Raw genomic sequence first — 16707 nt, 5'->3', positions numbered from 1 at the left:
ATCCGCTCAGTATAACGGGCTCTATACTTCGCTCAAAGTAAATGATTCATGGCATACTCAATGCGGGATTCATTATCGCAGCGAGACCATGACTTTTACACTTCGTCCTTACCAGCAAGAAGCCGTGGATGCCACGCTCAACCATTTTCGCCACCATCGCGCCCCTGCGGTCATTGTCTTGCCAACCGGCGCAGGTAAAAGCCTGGTAATCGCCGAGCTGGCACGTATAGCGCGTGGACGCGTTCTGGTGCTGGCGCATGTAAAAGAACTGGTCGCACAAAACCACGCAAAATATTGTGCGCTGGGTCTGGATGCCGATATCTTCGCCGCCGGATTAAAACGTAAAGAAAGCCACGGCAAAGTGGTCTTCGGCAGCGTACAGTCGGTTGCCCGCAACCTCGAACATTTTCAGGGTGAATTTTCTCTGCTGATCGTCGATGAATGCCATCGTATTGGCGACGACGAAGAGAGTCAGTATCAGCAAATCCTCGCCCACCTGAGTCAGGTGAATCCCCATCTTCGTTTGCTCGGTTTGACGGCCACGCCATTTCGCCTGGGCAAAGGCTGGATTTACCGTTTCCATTATCACGGTATGGTACGCGGCAACGAAAACGCGATTTTTCGCGACTGCATTTACGAGTTGCCGCTGCGCTACATGATCAAACACGGCTATCTGACGCCGCCGGAGCGCCTGGACATGCCGGTCGTGCAGTATGATTTTAGCCGTTTGCAGGCACAGAGTAATGGCCTTTTTAGCGAAGCCGACCTCAATCACGAGCTGAAAAAACAGCAGCGAATTACGCCACATATCATCAGTCAGATAGTTGAATTCGCCCAGACACGCAAAGGGGTGATGATATTCGCCGCCACCGTTGAACATGCGAAAGAGATTGTTGGCCTGCTGCCCCGCGATGACGCCGCACTGATCGTCGGCGACACGCCGGGTGCTGAACGCGACATGTTGCTTGAAGACTTCAAAGCACAGCGCTTTCGGTTTTTGGTTAACGTGGCGGTGCTGACGACCGGTTTTGACGCCCCGCATGTCGATCTCATCGCCATTTTGCGCCCGACGGAGTCCGTCAGCCTTTATCAGCAAATCGTAGGACGCGGCCTGCGCCTGTCGCCGGGGAAAACCGACTGTCTGATCCTCGATTATGCCGGTAACCCTCATGACTTATACGCGCCGGAGGTTGGCGCGCCGAAAGGGAAAAGCGACAACGTGCCCGTCCAGGTCTTTTGCCCTGCCTGTGGTTTTGCCAATACATTTTGGGGCAAAACCACCGCCGACGGCACGCTGATTGAACACTTTGGCCGTCGCTGCCAGGGGTGGTTTGAAGACGATGAAGGTCATCGTGAACAGTGCGATTTTCGCTTCCGCTTTAAAAACTGCCCGCAATGCAATGCGGAAAACGACATTGCGGCACGCCGCTGCCGCGAGTGCGATACCGTGCTTGTTGACCCGGACGATATGCTAAAAGCCGCGCTAAAACTCAAAGACGCGCTGGTGCTGCGCTGTAGCGGTATGGCGATGCAACACGGACAGGATGAAAAAGGCGAATGGCTGAAAATCACCTATTACGATGAGGACGGCGCCGACGTCAGCGAGCGTTTTCGCTTGCAAACACCCGCTCAGCGCACCGCGTTTGAGCAGCTCTTCATTCGCCCTCACACCCGCACGCCAGGCGTTCCGTTACGCTGGATAACTGCGGCAGATATTCTCGGGCAACAACCGCTGTTACGGCACCCTGATTTTGTCGTCGCACGTATGAAGGGCCAGTACTGGCAGGTGCGCGAAAAGGTCTTCGATTATGAAGGACGCTTTCGCCGGGCACATGAATTACGCGGATAATCGTACTTTTGATTGCTGTGACGGGCATTTGAGTATAGAATTCCGCCCGCTTTTGCATACGCAAAGCAGATCACTTACCTGTTGCTGGGTCGCCTGTAGCAGGAATTATTTAAGAGAGATTTAAATGTTTACTATCAATGCTGAAGTACGTAAAGAGCAGGGTAAGGGTGCGAGCCGCCGCCTGCGTACCGCCAACAAGTTCCCGGCAATCATCTACGGTGGCGCAGAAGCCCCGATTGCTATCGAACTGGATCACGATTCAATCATGAACATGCAAGCTAAAGCTGAATTTTACAGCGAAGTGCTGACCATCGTTGTTGACGGTAAAGAAGTTAAAGTTAAAGCTCAGGCGGTGCAGCGTCATCCGTTCAAGCCAAAACTGTCTCACATCGACTTCGTTCGCGCGTAATCGCCAACAAGTTGAAGAAAAACCCCGCCACGGCGGGGTTTTTTTATGGCTTCAGGTCGGATAAGACACGTTAGCGTCACCATCCGACAGTGCGTTATTGCCTGATAACGCTACGCGCATCAGGCCTACGACAGTATTCTTCAGCCGGTTAATTTCCGCCTGACGTCCGGCGTTGCAGCTGATCGCGCAGATTCGGCGGCGTGCCTTTAATGGTTAAGGTGTCGGTCGCCGGATCCCAGAAAATACGCTCGCCTAACAGCATGGCGTCAAAGTTAATGGTTAACCCGCCGCCGCTACCAGCGTATTTGGTCAACTGGCGTAATGTACTGCGATCGGCCGGGAAGCTCTCTTCCAGTTCATAGCCTTTATCCGCCGTAAACTCGCTGAAGCTTACCTCACTCACGCCAGAGAGTTCTTTTGACAGCGACTCGAGTTCAATCTCTTCACCCGCCTGAAGCTGTTCATTACAGTAGCTGTACACCTGCTGACGGACATTCTGACGCTCTGCTTTACCCAGTTGCGCTTCCGCCGTGAAATCATCCACCGCCTGCAACAAACCCCGGTTTTGCGCTTTCGCGTTCAGCCCTTCGCTCGCGCCAAGGAAATCCATAAAGAAATCAGCGACCTTACGCCCTACCCGACCTTTCAGGAACGTCAGATAGCGCGTGGATTCCGGATTGGTTTCCCATTCTGTTAAATCAATACGCGCCACGATGTCTGCATGATTGATGTCCAGGTAGTGCGTCGGGTTAATGTCCAGATTCTCATTCACACGCATACTGCTTAAGTTGTTCAGCACCGCGACCAGCAGATATTCCACCGCCAGATAGCGATAGTGGCAGAACAGCACAATACCGCCGTCAGCAAACGGATACTTCGCCAGCTCATCACGTAAACGCCCGGTTGCCGCACGGCTAAAAGCCAGAAAATCTTCCTCGCCCTGACGCTGTAACCGTAGCGTTTGCGCCAGTTCGCTCTCTTCGCTGAACAGGCCATACGCTTTGTTTTTCGCGCTATAGACCCGGTGCAGTTCAGCCACCATCTCGACAACGGTGGTTGTCGGTTCCAGTAATGAATCGCGCAAGACCAGCTCAAGGTTTTGCTCATCACGCTTGATAAGCTGGTGCAGGGCAATCTGGTTGATATCCAGACTCATGATAAACTCTCCTTTAAGACCGGGCGGTATTCAACCACCTGATGGTCAGTGACGCAATAGAAGATAAAAAAGCAGAAAAAAAACTGTTGCTACGGTAATATGTTGCCCTTTCATGAACAAACTGATTCCGATTTATGCCACAACATTCCCGCTACAGTGACGAACACGTTGAACAATTACTGAGTGAACTGCTCAACGTACTGGAAAAACATAAGGCGCCGACCGACCTTTCCCTGATGGTATTGGGAAACATGGTGACGAACCTGATTAACACCAGCATCGCCCCGGCCCAACGCCAGGCGATTGCAGACTCTTTTGCCCGTGCCCTGAAGTCCTCGGTTAACGAAGACAAAGCGCACTAACAACCGGCTCCGGGGAATATAACGACAGGTTATGGTAACTCATCGTCAGCGCTACCGTGAAAAAGTCTCTCAGATGGTTAGCTGGGGGCACTGGTTTGCTCTGTTCAACATTCTGTTGGCCATGGTGCTTGGCAGTCGTTACCTGTTTGTCGCTGACTGGCCGACAACGCTTGCGGGTCGTATCTACTCCTACCTGAGCATTGTCGGGCATTTCAGTTTTCTGGTGTTTGCCACCTATCTGCTGATTCTGTTTCCCCTGACGTTTATCGTCATGTCCCAGCGGCTGATGCGCTTCTTATCAGCCATCCTGGCGACAGCGGGCATGACGCTGCTGTTGATCGACAGCGAGGTCTTCACCCGCTTCCACCTGCATCTTAATCCCATTGTCTGGGAACTGGTCATTAACCCAGACCAGAACGAGATGGCACGTGACTGGCAACTGATGTTTATCAGCGTGCCCATTATTCTGCTAATCGAAATGCTGTTTGCGACCTGGAGCTGGCAGAAACTGCGCAGCCTGACGCGTCGTCGCCATTTTGCCAGGCCGCTTGCCGCCTTCCTTTTCGTCTCGTTTATTGCTTCGCACATGGTGTACATCTGGGCTGATGCTAACTTCTATCGCCCGATCACCATGCAGCGCGCAAACCTACCGCTCTCTTATCCGATGACGGCGCGCCGCTTTCTTGAGAAACACGGTTTGCTGGATGCGCAAGAGTATCAGCGCCGCCTGGTCGAACAGGGGAATCCTGAAGCGGTATCCGTACAGTATCCCTTGAGCGATCTGCAATACCGTGACATGGGGACAGGGCAAAACGTTCTGTTGATTACGGTGGATGGTCTGAACTATTCCCGTTATGAAAAACAGATGCCTGCGCTTGCCCGTTTTGCAGAACAAAGTATCTCGTTCACCCGACATATGAGCTCGGGCAACACCTCAGATAACGGTATTTTTGGTCTGTTCTATGGCGTCTCCCCGAGCTATATGGACGGTATTTTGTCGACCAGAACGCCGGCAGCCCTGATTTCAGCACTGAATCAGCAAGGCTATCAGTTAGGCTTGTTCTCGTCCGACGGATTCACCAGCCCGCTCTATCGCCAGGCGCTGCTGTCAGACTTCTCTATGCCGACGGTTCAGACGCAGTCTGATACACAAACGGCAAATCAGTGGATCAACTGGTTGAGTCGCTACGCCCAGGAAGATAATCGCTGGTTCTCGTGGGTGTCCTTCAACGGCACCAACATTGATGACAGCAACCAGAAGAATTTTGCTAAGCGGTATGCCCGCGCGGCGGAAGATGTCGATGCACAAATTAACCGTGTGCTTACCGCGCTACAAAACGCCGGTAAACTGAATAACACGGTGGTGATCATCACTGCGGGTCGCGGTGTGCCTCTGACTCAGGAAGAGAACAATTTTGACTGGTCGCGCGGACATCTGCAGGTGCCGCTTGTCATCCACTGGCCGGGAACGCCAGCGCAGCGTATTAACAGCCTGACTGACCATACCGACCTCATGACAACATTGATGCAACGGTTACTGCACGTGAGCACACCTGCTAACGAGTACTCGCAGGGGCAAGATCTTTTCAATGCAACCCGCCGCCATTACTGGGTAACGGCAGCCGACGGTAGCACGTTGGCGGTGACCACCCCGAACATGACGCTGGTATTGAATAGTAACGGCAACTATCAGACGTACGATCTGCGTGGTGAGAAGATAAAAGACCAGAAACCGCAGTTGAGTCTGTTGTTGCAGGTGCTGACGGATGAGAAACGATTCATTGCTAACTGATTAATTATAAATCAGTTAGCAAGACATCCTCTTGCATTCGTGGTGGAAAGCGGTAGTATTAGCACCCACGAGTCGGCACGTAGCGCAGCCTGGTAGCGCACTGTCATGGGGTGTCAGGGGTCGGAGGTTCAAATCCTCTCGTGCCGACCAAAATTATTCATCGGTGTGTTTTTATAACGACCGGTAACCCTACAAAAAAACCGCATTCTCTCTGAGTTTGCGGTTTTTTTGTTGTCCGTAGTTTTTGGATTTTAGCTATCCAGTAGCAATGGCTAAGACTCTTCCAGAAATGCCCCTTCGGGTGAGCAGCAATTTCAACACAAGGGTCGGAGAGTCAGCCCATCAATAACCGCCTCCCCGTCCCCAAAACCTATCAGCCACTACTTCATTTTTTCTTGTGCTTTTGCATATTCACAAGCAAAGCTGTTTAACTCTCTCCCTCTAACGGCCGTAAACCGTTAACAATGGGGAGGGATTGCTAAAGCTCAAATACCGGGGACTCTTATTACCGTTCACTCCAGATCAGAAGAAGTATTTCACCCCGACCATCGCGGAGGTATCGTTATAGCCGTTATCCCCGACTTGCACCCCGACATTCCCCCACGCGTTCAGACGCGAACCAAGCTGACCTTCAACACCGGTTTTCACTTCGGCGATATTTGACGCACCGTTTTGATTCACACTCACACCGTCCATCTGCGTACCAAAGTCCCGTGTGTTGTGGATCCAGTTCACTTCCACAAACGGCTGGAAGGTTCGTTTTTTGCCATCATCAATTTTGTTATGCCCTTTGATGTAAGTGCGCCCTCCCAAACGGGTCTGAAGATTGCCGTCGCCTTCACCACTGACGTGACTACCGTTGCTTTCACGGTGGTCATCGGCCTTCACGCCCATCCAGACAATCTGTGCCTGAGGTTGGATAAACCATTCATTCTGAGAGCCCTGACTCCCGGTAAAATCACCCAGCTTATGCGTGTAACCCAATTCCAGTGACGCCGTTATTCCGCTGGAGTCGTATGACTCGCGCTGAATATTCTGGCCTTTCACCTCATTATTAAACCACCCGTACTGAGCCCAGCTATCCACATACACGCCTTGTTTCGTTTCATCATTCTGAAACCAGGTGGCGTAGAGCCCCACACTGTATCCGTCGACCGAACCTTCAGAATGATATCCCGTATATTTCGAATGGCTGTTGCTGCTTTCATTACCGTAGCCCGCCATCAATCCAAGGTGCCAGCGCTGCAGGCCATCGGTACTCCACTGGGCTATTTCACCGCCCAATTGGGTAACATAGCGATTCGCTTGAGTGTCGAGCTGTCCATTACTATCTTTCCAATTGTTATGCCCGCCGACCTGACGCAACCACATGCTGGTAACCTTCTGTTCGCCCGTCAGCACATCGGTATACTGCGTTTCGCCAAGACGGTCGTGCAACCGAGTGATAAACATCGTATTCGCCGCGGCCAGGTTGGCAGTGTAACTCCCCGCTTCCGGGCGAATAACTGACGGTTTCGATGCTGGCGTATCCGGTTTTACAGGTTTCTTTGGCGTCACTGGGCCGTTGTACAAACTGGACAGATACCAGTCAGTATCTTTTTTCACGATATTGTAATCATACGCTCCGGCAACAATACGCCCTGACTTTTCAAACGTACCGTCTGACGCGCCATTGACTTCTACAATCCGAATACCTTCTACCGTCTGTGCGCCACGGCCACCGACATTGTTCACCTTAACGAAGGTGTTTCCGCGGGTATTGCCATTGACCACAATTTTATCGGTGACTGAAGCATCATTGCCGAGCACAGTGTTCAGCATCACGGTGCCATTTTGTCCATACCAGTTATTCGCCGTCAGCGTATGCCCCGCATTCATTGGTTGTATGGACGGGGGCACAAAATTGATTATCCCGGCGAGGTTAACGTCATCAACCCGTGAACCAGCCGTCATATTCCAGCGGCTTGCAGTGTCAATATTTACATCGGTTGGATCAATCCAGCCCGTCAGAGTAGCCCCATTACGCAGAGTGAGTGCGGTGTTGTCTAACGCAATGATATTACTCACCAGTTGCGCCCCGCCATTGCCGCCATCGAGCACCAGTTCACCGCCGTTGATGTAGGTGTTGCCTGTCCAGCCCGTTTTGCCGGTCAACGTCAACGCACCATCACCTATTTTGGTCAGGCTGCTCTTTTGATTACCCTCAAGAATGTCGCCAGCAAAGGTCGTGTTATCAACCGGGGTCGCATTATTCACGGTGAGCATCGCGCCGTTGAGTTGAATTTCTCCCCCGCCCCCCTTCAGACGGGTTACCCGCTGATTGTGACCGTTTAAATCAAACACACCCCCATTGATACTCAGCGCGTTACTGCTGGCGATACTGTCAACGACGTCGGTACGCAATGTACCGGCATTGAGAGTTGTTGTACCTGTGTAGGTATTCACAGCCGACAGAACCAACAGACCGTTACCGACTTTGGTCAGGCTTTTGCCATCCCAACCCGTGGCAAACCCTCCCGCTGGCGCGGTTTGGTCAGCCAGCACGGTATCCACATTGAAGGCCGTACCTTTGCTAAGAGTAAAATTACCGCTGCTCTTTGACTGCAAACCTTCGTTCCAGGTCAGGCGGAATCCAAGGTTATAGTCCTTTTTGTCAGTCGATAAATGGCCGTCATGGAGCAGATAATCCAACCCCGTAGAGGTAAGAGGGTTGTTGACGAAATCACCGATGATGCCATTAACAGTATGGATGAGCGTATAGGTATTGTTGGTCACCTCGCTGGCCCTTACCGGTATCGAGCCATAGGCAAAACCATTGATCATGAGCTGACCATTAAGGCTGGCCGTATTTGCAGTAATGTCGGGCGAAGCGCCCAGCGTAACCTTCAGGGTCGCGTTTTCATCCTGAGTGAATGCGCCACCCACATTGAGCGTGGCGTTTGCCAGACCGATGTCGGTGGTGGCCCCGGCCCGGGTGGTATAGTCGCCCGTAGTGGTGAAGGCACCCGTCTGCTGGAGCCTCAGTGTACCGCCAGTCACATCGACGCAGCCCACCGTATTGTCCATACCAGAAAGGATTTGCGTCAGATTTCCGGTTTTAGTCAGCGCGCCAATCTTCTCCAGGCGCCCGGCAAAATCGGCATTATCAACAAGGCTGCCGTTATTCGCGCTATTGTTAGCACCCATAGTCAGCGTGCCACCGGGTGAAGAAGAACTGACGAAACTTGTGGTATCGCCTTCCAACGAACCGATAGTGTTGCCCGCTGGGGTTATGGCAAGTTTTCCGCCGGTGTCGAGCAGGAATCGGGAGCCTCCGGCATCAACCTCTGACAGAGTAATGGTGCTTCCTGCTCCTGTGACCCACATCCCTGCCCCTCCAGTACTGCCACCGTTAAAGGAGACATGACCTCCGGTTTCAGCCTTCGCACCCCAGGTATCTGGGGAAGAGGCGCCATTAATGCTGAGCGTCTGGTTGTTCAGTGTTATCTGGCTACCGGCTCCCCTGGCATCAAGCATGGATGAACCCGCACCTGTGACCTTAATAGTTGGCAGGACATTCCCCCTGGTGCCATCGAACGTTTTGCTGGCTCCCCCTGTTGCCGTAAATCCATGAGCAGCAGCCCCTGAAGTGGTGATACTTCCCCCATTAAGATTGATCAGAGATGATCCATTTTGTCGTATGCCATGTGCACGGCTACCCGTGGTCGTGATATCCACAACGTCCAGATTGATAACACTCCCGCTCCCCGTGGACACAACGCCATAGCCCATTAAACCCGCAGTGCGAATTTTCGTGTTTCCCGTGAGGGTAATCGCGCCGCCACTTAGCGCATACAAGCCATATGCACTGGTACCACGGGTTGTCACATCAACAGTTGCCAGGTTGATGACACTTCCTCCTCCGCTGGATGTCGCGCCAAAACTGTTTTCTCCATCGGTGCTGATGGTCGTTTTTCCTGTGATTGTGATGACGCCAGCACTTATCGTATACAGGCCATACGCACTCGTACCGCGGGTTGTCACATCTGTATCAGCAAGCTGGATGGTAGAGCCTGTTCCAGCAGAGGAAATAGCATATCCCACTGCGTCTGGCGTGGTGAGTGTGGTGGTAATTGTCGTTTTTCCTGTACTTACAATGCTGCCACCCCTGGCTGCATACAGGCTGCTGGTATCCACTGTAGTAATAGTATTTGGACCATCACCAAAGGTGAAAGGATCGCTTACCGTTGTTGAATAGTCGACAGCAAACCCCGACGAACTGAACAAGATGGCGCCCGAGATAAGAACCAAAGGAGCAATACGTCGCAAAGTACTTTTTTTCCGGCCGGATGAAGCCGTTAATTCAGAAACGACAATCCAATTTTGGGTCGCTACACACCATATAACTTTATATATTTTATTCATTTAAAGAACACTCTGAGCTTAGATTAAATAGTTAGCATGCAATTATTTTTCAAATCAAAAAAAAAGAAAACGTAAGAACTATTAAAAACTAAAATTTGCTAATAATAAAAACAGATGATTTAATTACCTAGCTAATAAATGCCTTGAACATCAACCGGTACATTAATCATAAACCGCACATTTATATTGAATTAGATTGCACGTTATTAATACATGAAAAGTAAAACACGCCAGGATGCGACAAATAGAAAAACATGCAAACATGCTTGCATAACATGAAATAAAATCATTAAAATCAATGCATTGTAGATAACTTAATGCATCGATCGCATAACAAAAAATAGGCGAAAAGATCCACCACTAACTGGTTTTTATTTTTAACCGAAAGAATCCACTCTAAATACCAAAGGATAATATCATTGTTTAAAAATCCGAAAAGGGGGCTAGATCACACGGGTAAAATACCCACAAGGCAACGCACACTTCATCAGTATCCAGGACGCAATGATACCGCCTGCAAGGCTATCAAGTCCTGAAGGAAATAATGTCATCATTGGGATGATGACATACTAGTGAAAATCATTTTAGACATAACATTTTTACAGATGCCAGGGCTACACCAAACAGCACTTTAAATAGCTACAAAAGGCATTAGCTATTATTCCCTAATACCGGAAGTAATAAGCCCGCGTCAGTAAAAGATAAAAGAGACAGAACACAGTAAGCGTGTGTTTGTGCCACGTACAGTCATACTGGAAGCCATTTAAGATGGCTTAAAAGAAGGTGTCCATGAGCCGTAAGCGTTACTCTGAATAGTTAAATGTGAAGCGGTCATACACGTTGGATATTCAGGCCCCGGTGTGGCAGCACGTCCTGGCATCACCACTCGCCGCCTTTATGTTTGGGTAAAGAAGGATGGGCAGGTTCATCCTGTCACGCAGGTTTTACTACGTACCCATGCGCAAATTAGGGTAAAATTTATGCTCTCATCAGCGCGACGAATCTGGAAAACTGACACGCTGAAAACAATAATGATTCGAATAATCTCAGGAGAACAGCATGCCTGAAGCAACCCCTTTTCAGGTGCTCATTGTGGATGATCATCCGCTTATGCGGCGGGGCATTCGTCAATTACTGGAACTGGATAGCGCATTTAACGTCATTGCTGAAGCGGGCGATGGCGCGAGCGCTATCGATCTGGCGAACCGTCTTGACGTCGATGTGATCCTGCTTGATCTGAATATGAAAGGCATGAGTGGGCTGGATACCCTGAATGCGTTGCGTCGCGATGGCGTCACCGCGCAAATCATCATTCTCACTGTTTCCGACTCTGCCAGCGACGTTTACGCCTTGATTGACGCGGGTGCTGATGGTTATTTGCTGAAAGACAGCGACCCTGAAGTTCTGCTGGACGCTATTCGCAAGGGCGCGAACGGCGGCCACGTCTTCAGCGATCGTGTCAGTGAGTACCTGCGTGAACGGGAAATGTTTGGCGCTGAAGAAGACCCCTTCAGTATGCTGACTGAGCGTGAACTGGATGTTCTGCATGAACTTGCTCAGGGGCTGTCCAATAAGCAGATTGCCGCGGTGCTGAACATCTCAGAGCAGACCGTAAAGGTGCATATCCGCAATCTGTTACGTAAGCTCAACGTGCGTTCACGCGTCGCGGCGACAATTCTGTTTCTGCAAACACGCGGCCTGCATTAAAGAGCAGAATGCCGGATAAGGCTGCTTATCCGGCAATTCACCGTTTACTCTGCCTGAGGCGACAGTTGCTGCATCGCCTGTTTAATACTGCGTTCAAGCACCGCCCTGCGCGTATCGTTGGCAGGCAGTAATTTCAGCATCATCTCCCAGGCCGCCACCGCCTCACCATACCGCTGCTGTTCAAAGGCATTAAACGCATACATGCTCAGCACACGGACGTTAGCATGATCGCTTCTCACCAACTGGCGCAGTAACTCGCCTCCCTGTCGATTATCATCAGGATCGGAAGAGCGCGTTAACGCTTCTGCATAACCCAGCGCCGCATCGCTGTTTTTAGGATCCAGCCGGTAGGCGTTGGCATACGCTTGCGTCGCCGTGCTGGCGTTTCCCAACACCATGCCGATACGCCCGAGCATAATCCAGCCTTCAGTATTCCCCTCATCATTTTGCAGGCGAGTACGTAAGCCCAGCGCCAGACGCGTCATCTCTTCTTCATTGAGCGGCTGAGCCTTCGGATCCAACGCACGTTCAAGCAGGGCTGGCGTTTGTGCGGTGGCCTGTTGCCAGATTTTCACCTGCGCATAATTGCCGGTCTGATAATAACTGACCGCCCCTACGACAATGGCAATCACAATTCCAGGAATATAGATTCCAAACCCGGCGCGCTTTTCTTGCGTGGGGAGTTCGTCAGGAAATGCTTCCCGCTTCAACCGTACACGGCGACGCGAACGGGCAAAAATAACCCAGCCGCCCGCACCGATAGCCACTGCCGGGAGTACCCACAGCAGCAGGGTCAACGGGGTTAACGGCGGATCGTAAGTAACGAAATTACCGTAACGCGCCACCATATAATCGACGATTTCTTTCTGGCTTTTACCTTCCTGCATAAGCTCGTACACTTTTTGCCGCAGGTCGGTGGCAATCATCGAGTTGGAATCAGCAATGCTGTTGTTCTGGCATTTCGGGCAACGCAATTGCTCGGTGAGCTGACGGAACTGCTGCTCCTGCGCTTCATCCTTAAACTGCATCACATCAATGGTGGCCAGCGCTGAACCGGAGATAACCAGCATCAGCACCCCCAATAAAAATCTCATTGCGCGGCCTCCTTGCTGTATTTTTCCCACAGCGGCTTGATTTCGCTTTCCCACACTCGCGCGTTAAGATCGCCCGCATGACGGTAGCGAATGATCCCCTTACCATCGATAAGGAATGTTTCTGGTGCGCCGTACACCCCCAGATCGAGGCCAAGCATACCGTCACCATCAAACAGACTGAGCGCGTAAGGGTTACCCAGCTCTTTCAACCAGACGATCGCTTTCTGGCGATCATCTTTGTAGTTCAGCCCCACCACCCGGATGCCCTGCGCCGAAAGCTGATTCAGATACTGATGTTCCGCACGACAGGTCGGGCACCAGGTCGCCCAGACGTTAAGCAATACCGGTTTGCCCTGCGTTAATACGTCCGCCTGATAATGCTGACCGGGATTCTCCAGCGATTCCAGCCGGAAAGTCGGTACGGGTTTGCCAATCAACGCCGACTCCAGATTGGTCGGATCGTCACCCTCAGCATTACGCGCCAGTTGCCACAACAGCGCAGCGGCGATGACGAGGAAAATAACAAAAGGTATCAACAGTACGTTGCGCTTCATACAGCCTCCGCCGCGGTGTTGCGCGAACACGCGCGCTTGCGATAACGCGGGTCAAACAGGCAGAAGATACCGCCCAGCGCCATCAGCAACCCACCCGCCCATATCCAACGAATAAACGGTTTGTAATACAACCGCACGGCCCATGCGCCGTTTTCCAGTTCTTCACCCAGCGCGGCGTACAAATCACGGGTGATCCCGCCATCAATCGCCGCTTCTGTCATCATCGAACGGCTGCTGTTGTAAAAGCGTTTCTCCGCATGGAGCGTCGCTTCCGCTTTGCCCTCTCGCGTCACATCAATGAGGGCGACACCACCGCGATAGTTTGGCCCGGTGACCTCTTTTACTTCGCGGAATGTAAAGCGATATTCGTGAATATCCACGCTATCACCCGCCTTCATGCGCACATCACGTTCAACGCTGTAGTTCTGGCTAAAAGCAATCCCCACCAGGGTGACCGCCAGCCCGACATGACCGGCCACCATTCCCCAATGGCTGAGACTCATTTTTGTGCCGCGTGAGATACGCAGCGCCACTTCCGCCATTGCCAGCACAAAAACCCAGCTTGCCATTGCCAGTCCGACGACCGTCATCGCGACAATTTTGTTCTCAAACAGCCACGGTAGCAGCAGTGACAGCACCAGGGTGGTGACAAAGGCGATAACCAGTAACGTCTTGATTTTACGCGGCCTGTCACGTCCCCAGCGCACCAGTGGCCCGATCCCCAGCAGCAGCGCGAATGGCGCCATCAGCCAGGTAAACAGGGTATTGAAGAACGGTTCGCCGATGGAAATGCTGCCCAGCCCTAACTGTTTATGCACCAGCGGCATCAGCGTACCCAATAACACCACCAGCATGGCGGCAATGAGCAACACGTTATTGCCCAGCAGCAGTGACTCACGCGACCACAGGGCGTTATTTACCCGTGAGCGCACCTTGTGTCCGCGCGTGGCAAACAGCAGCAACGAACCGCCAATCACCAGTACCATAAAGGCAAGAATAAACATCCCGCGGGAAGGGTCAGAGGCAAACGCGTGAACAGAGACCAGTACGCCAGAGCGCACCAGGAAAGTCCCCAGCAGACAAAGCGAGAAAGCACAAATCGAGAGCAACAGCGTCCAGGCTTTAAAGCTGGCGCGCTGTTCCGTCACCGCCAGCGAATGCATCAGCGCGGTGCCCACCAGCCACGGCATAAATGAGGCGTTTTCCACCGGATCCCAGAACCACCAGCCGCCCCAGCCCAGCTCGTAATATGCCCACGCGGAACCCAGCACAATGCCGAGCGTCAGGAAAACCCACGCGGCCAGCGTCCAGGGGCGAGAGAAGCGAGCAAACGTGCTGTCCAGACGCCCGCTCATCAACGAGGCGATAGCAAAAGCAAACGCCACCGAGAACCCAACGTAGCCCATATATAACAACGGTGGATGGAAAATGAGGCCAGGATCCTGCAACAGCGGGTTTAAATCGCGCCCTTCAATGGGGAAGTCCGGCAATGTACGGGCGAAAGGATTCGAGGTGAACAGAATAAACAGCAGAAAACCGACGCTAACCATGCCCATAACCGCCAGCACGCGAGCGACGATATCCAGCGGCATCCGCTGGCTGAACAGCGCCACCGCAAACGTCCAGCCGCTCATCAGCAGCACCCACAGCAGCAGCGAGCCTTCATGTGCGCCCCAGGTGGCCGCCACACGATACCAGACTGGCAGTTGGGTGTTGGAATTACTGGCCACGTAGGTGACGGTAAAATCGTTCACCACAAACGCATTCACCAGCACCATAAAAGCGCCCATGACGCAAATAAACAGGAGCCAGGCGAAAGGTCGCGATGACGCCATCATGCGCACATCGCCGCGCGCCACGCCCCACAGCGGGTAAATCGAGAGCAATAACGCCACGCCAAGCGCCAGGCACAGCAGCGCGTTGCCAATCTCAGGCATCATGATGCTTTATCCTTGTAGACGCTTTCCGGGCGGCGATGGTTTTCCTGCATCGCTTTTTCAACCTCTGGCGGCGTGTAGTTTTCATCATGTTTGGCCAGCACCTCTTTTGCCTGAACATGATTGTTCGCCCCCAGCGTTCCCTGCACCACGACCCCCTGCCCTTCGCGGAACAAGTCCGGCAGAATGCCTTCGTAGGTAACATCCACTACGCCTTCGGCGTCATAAATGCTGAAGTTAACTTTGAGCGAATCCGGGGCGCGTTTCACACTTCCCGGCATGACCATGCCACCGACACGCAAGCGCTGGCCCACCTCCGGCAACTGTTGCGTTTCACGCTTGCCGTAAATAATCTCGCCCGGCGTATAAAACAGATCGATGTTGGAACGCAGCGCATACAGCACCAGCGTGATGGTCAGCGCCAGACCGCCCAGAACGGCAACGGCTATCCACAACCGATTTTTACGTCGAATATTCACGCGACCTCCTGTTGCGTCTGCACCGCCCGCATTCGGGCTTCGCGCGCGTTCTGTTGCGCCACACCGCGTAAAATCGCCCGGTGCTGTGAAACGGTATGCAGCACCAGCACCACCAGTGGAATCAGCGTCATCACCACCGCCAGCCAGACATAAAAGGCGTAACCGCCCATCGCGAAGAAATCACTCCAGGATGCAAATGCACTGGTCATTGGCGGCCTCTTTTTAATATCAGTTCGCTCACCCACGGGCGGCGTTTTTCCATCATCAGGATCAGGTTGCGCATACGCATCAACGTCAGGGTCATAAACAGCAGCAGATACCCCACAATCGCCAGACGAAGCGGGGAACGCATCGCCGGATCAATACTTTGTTGCATGCGCGTCGAGCCCTGATGCAGCGTGTTCCACCACTCCACTGAGTAATGAATAATCGGTAAGTTAACCACGCCAATCAGCACCAAAATACCTGCCGCACGACCGGCCAGACGGCGGTCGTCAAACGCATGCCACAACGCAATAACGCCAACATAGAGAAACAGCAGCACCAGCTCTGAGGTGAGTCGGGCATCCCATACCCACCAGGTTCCCCACATCGGTTTGCCCCATGCAGATCCGGTGACCAGCGCAATAAAGGTAAACACGGCGCCAATCGGCGCCATCGCAGCCACTGCCAGGTTAGCCATTTTCATCTGCCAGACCAGGCCGATAAACGCGGCAACCGCCATTGAGGCATAGATGCCCATCGACCAGATCGCCGCAGGCACATGCAGATAAATAATCCGGTAGCTTTGTCCCTGCTGATAATCTGCCGGGGCGAAGCCGAATCCCCAGATCCAGCCCGTCGCCAGCGCCACCACGGTGGCAATAGCCAGCCACGGAACAAAATAACCACAGATCTGATAGAGCCGTGGCGGTATAGCCAGTTGATGCAGTGTTTTCCACATAATTCAGTCACCAGACTCAAA

General features: G+C 52.5%; 13 protein-coding genes, 1 tRNA gene and 1 pseudogene. 6 read left to right on the top strand and 9 right to left on the bottom strand.

What is annotated here, in order from left to right:
- Positions 1-88 precede the first annotated feature (88 nt).
- Together radD and rplY are read left to right on the top strand one after the other, a co-directional pair.
- Complete coding sequence (gene radD / locus ACO7SM_RS07395) at positions 89-1849, top strand: DNA repair helicase RadD (protein ID WP_490470291.1); 1761 nt, start codon at positions 89-91, stop codon at positions 1847-1849.
- A gap of 124 nt (positions 1850-1973) precedes the next feature.
- Entirely contained in the window at positions 1974-2258 is a 285-nt protein-coding gene (rplY, locus tag ACO7SM_RS07390) for a 50S ribosomal protein L25 (protein ID WP_096756449.1), read from the top strand.
- Between the two features lie 148 nt (positions 2259-2406).
- On the opposite strand, the gene yejK is transcribed toward rplY, so the two are convergent.
- A complete protein-coding gene (yejK, locus tag ACO7SM_RS07385) occupies positions 2407-3414 on the bottom strand; it encodes a nucleoid-associated protein YejK (protein WP_162379211.1) in 1008 nt (335 codons plus the stop codon).
- A gap of 134 nt (positions 3415-3548) precedes the next feature.
- Here yejK and ACO7SM_RS07380 point away from each other — a divergent pair, with 134 nt between their 5' ends.
- The 3 genes from ACO7SM_RS07380 (at position 3549) to ACO7SM_RS07370 (ending at position 5718) form a co-directional block, all read left to right on the top strand.
- Complete coding sequence (locus ACO7SM_RS07380) at positions 3549-3776, top strand: YejL family protein (RefSeq protein WP_162379210.1); 228 nt, start codon at positions 3549-3551, stop codon at positions 3774-3776.
- Between the two features lie 31 nt (positions 3777-3807).
- Positions 3808-5568 (top strand): LPS biosynthesis-modulating metalloenzyme YejM, encoded by a 1761-nt coding sequence (gene yejM, locus ACO7SM_RS07375; RefSeq protein ID WP_490470290.1) that lies wholly within the window; start codon positions 3808-3810, stop codon positions 5566-5568.
- A gap of 73 nt (positions 5569-5641) precedes the next feature.
- Positions 5642-5718, top strand: a tRNA-Pro gene (locus tag ACO7SM_RS07370).
- A 372-nt stretch (positions 5719-6090) separates the two neighbouring features.
- On the opposite strand, the gene ACO7SM_RS07365 is transcribed toward ACO7SM_RS07370, so the two are convergent.
- Both ACO7SM_RS07365 and ACO7SM_RS07360 read right to left on the bottom strand, forming a co-directional pair.
- The gene (locus ACO7SM_RS07365) at positions 6091-9876 is read right to left on the bottom strand and encodes an autotransporter outer membrane beta-barrel domain-containing protein (RefSeq protein ID WP_490470888.1); all 3786 of its coding nucleotides are present in this window, start codon (positions 9874-9876) and stop codon (positions 6091-6093) included.
- A 36-nt stretch (positions 9877-9912) separates the two neighbouring features.
- Positions 9913-9972, bottom strand: a pseudogene (locus tag ACO7SM_RS07360) (ESPR-type extended signal peptide-containing protein); the annotation flags it as partial.
- 1059 nt (positions 9973-11031) lie between these two features.
- Between ACO7SM_RS07360 and narP the strand changes: the two are divergent.
- The gene (gene narP, locus ACO7SM_RS07355; RefSeq protein ID WP_490470289.1) at positions 11032-11679 is read left to right on the top strand and encodes a nitrate/nitrite response regulator protein NarP; all 648 of its coding nucleotides are present in this window, start codon (positions 11032-11034) and stop codon (positions 11677-11679) included.
- 44 nt (positions 11680-11723) lie between these two features.
- Here narP and ACO7SM_RS07350 read toward each other — a convergent pair whose 3' ends face one another.
- Genes ACO7SM_RS07350 through ACO7SM_RS07325 form a run of 6 tightly spaced genes read right to left on the bottom strand, consistent with a single transcriptional unit; the run spans position 11724 to position 16686 of the window.
- Positions 11724-12773, bottom strand: a complete 1050-nt coding sequence (locus ACO7SM_RS07350; protein ID WP_490470288.1) for a cytochrome c-type biogenesis protein CcmH — start codon at positions 12771-12773, stop codon at positions 11724-11726.
- On the bottom strand, positions 12770-13327 hold the full coding sequence (gene dsbE, locus ACO7SM_RS07345) for a thiol:disulfide interchange protein DsbE (protein ID WP_301698322.1): 558 nt from the start codon (positions 13325-13327) through the stop codon (positions 12770-12772). The genes ACO7SM_RS07350 and dsbE overlap by 4 nt, the downstream gene beginning before the upstream one ends.
- Complete coding sequence (locus tag ACO7SM_RS07340; RefSeq protein WP_490470287.1) at positions 13324-15267, bottom strand: heme lyase CcmF/NrfE family subunit; 1944 nt, start codon at positions 15265-15267, stop codon at positions 13324-13326. Before ACO7SM_RS07340 ends, dsbE begins: the two co-directional genes overlap by 4 nt.
- Positions 15264-15743 carry a cytochrome c maturation protein CcmE gene (ccmE, locus tag ACO7SM_RS07335; RefSeq protein WP_490470286.1) on the bottom strand — a complete coding sequence of 160 codons (480 nt, stop codon included), beginning with the start codon at positions 15741-15743 and terminating at the stop codon, positions 15264-15266. The genes ACO7SM_RS07340 and ccmE overlap by 4 nt, the downstream gene beginning before the upstream one ends.
- Complete coding sequence (gene ccmD, locus ACO7SM_RS07330) at positions 15740-15952, bottom strand: heme exporter protein CcmD (RefSeq protein WP_490470285.1); 213 nt, start codon at positions 15950-15952, stop codon at positions 15740-15742. Before ccmD ends, ccmE begins: the two co-directional genes overlap by 4 nt.
- A complete protein-coding gene (locus ACO7SM_RS07325) occupies positions 15949-16686 on the bottom strand; it encodes a heme ABC transporter permease (protein ID WP_490470284.1) in 738 nt (245 codons plus the stop codon). Before ACO7SM_RS07325 ends, ccmD begins: the two co-directional genes overlap by 4 nt.
- Positions 16687-16707 lie beyond the last annotated feature (21 nt).

This window comes from Citrobacter sp. LJND-P06 (assembly GCF_058188415.1).
Note: the sequence above shows the minus strand (reverse complement) of the source record. Positions and strands in the feature narration are given on the sequence as shown.

Bases quoted from the DNA above. Each gene is read 5' to 3' on its own strand.
- yejK (WP_162379211.1), bottom strand. From the start codon at position 3,414: ATGAGTCTGGATATCAACCAGATTGCCCTGCACCAGCTTATCAAGCGT.
- ACO7SM_RS07340 (WP_490470287.1), bottom strand. From the start codon at position 15,267: ATGATGCCTGAGATTGGCAACGCGCTGCTGTGCCTGGCGCTTGGCGTG.
- rplY (WP_096756449.1), top strand. From the start codon at position 1,974: ATGTTTACTATCAATGCTGAAGTACGTAAAGAGCAGGGTAAGGGTGCG.
- ACO7SM_RS07380 (WP_162379210.1), top strand. From the start codon at position 3,549: ATGCCACAACATTCCCGCTACAGTGACGAACACGTTGAACAATTACTG.
- ACO7SM_RS07350 (WP_490470288.1), bottom strand. From the start codon at position 12,773: ATGAGATTTTTATTGGGGGTGCTGATGCTGGTTATCTCCGGTTCAGCG.
- dsbE (WP_301698322.1), bottom strand. From the start codon at position 13,327: ATGAAGCGCAACGTACTGTTGATACCTTTTGTTATTTTCCTCGTCATC.
- radD (WP_490470291.1), top strand. From the start codon at position 89: ATGACTTTTACACTTCGTCCTTACCAGCAAGAAGCCGTGGATGCCACG.
- ccmD (WP_490470285.1), bottom strand. From the start codon at position 15,952: ATGACCAGTGCATTTGCATCCTGGAGTGATTTCTTCGCGATGGGCGGT.
- ACO7SM_RS07325 (WP_490470284.1), bottom strand. From the start codon at position 16,686: ATGTGGAAAACACTGCATCAACTGGCTATACCGCCACGGCTCTATCAG.
- narP (WP_490470289.1), top strand. From the start codon at position 11,032: ATGCCTGAAGCAACCCCTTTTCAGGTGCTCATTGTGGATGATCATCCG.
- yejM (WP_490470290.1), top strand. From the start codon at position 3,808: ATGGTAACTCATCGTCAGCGCTACCGTGAAAAAGTCTCTCAGATGGTT.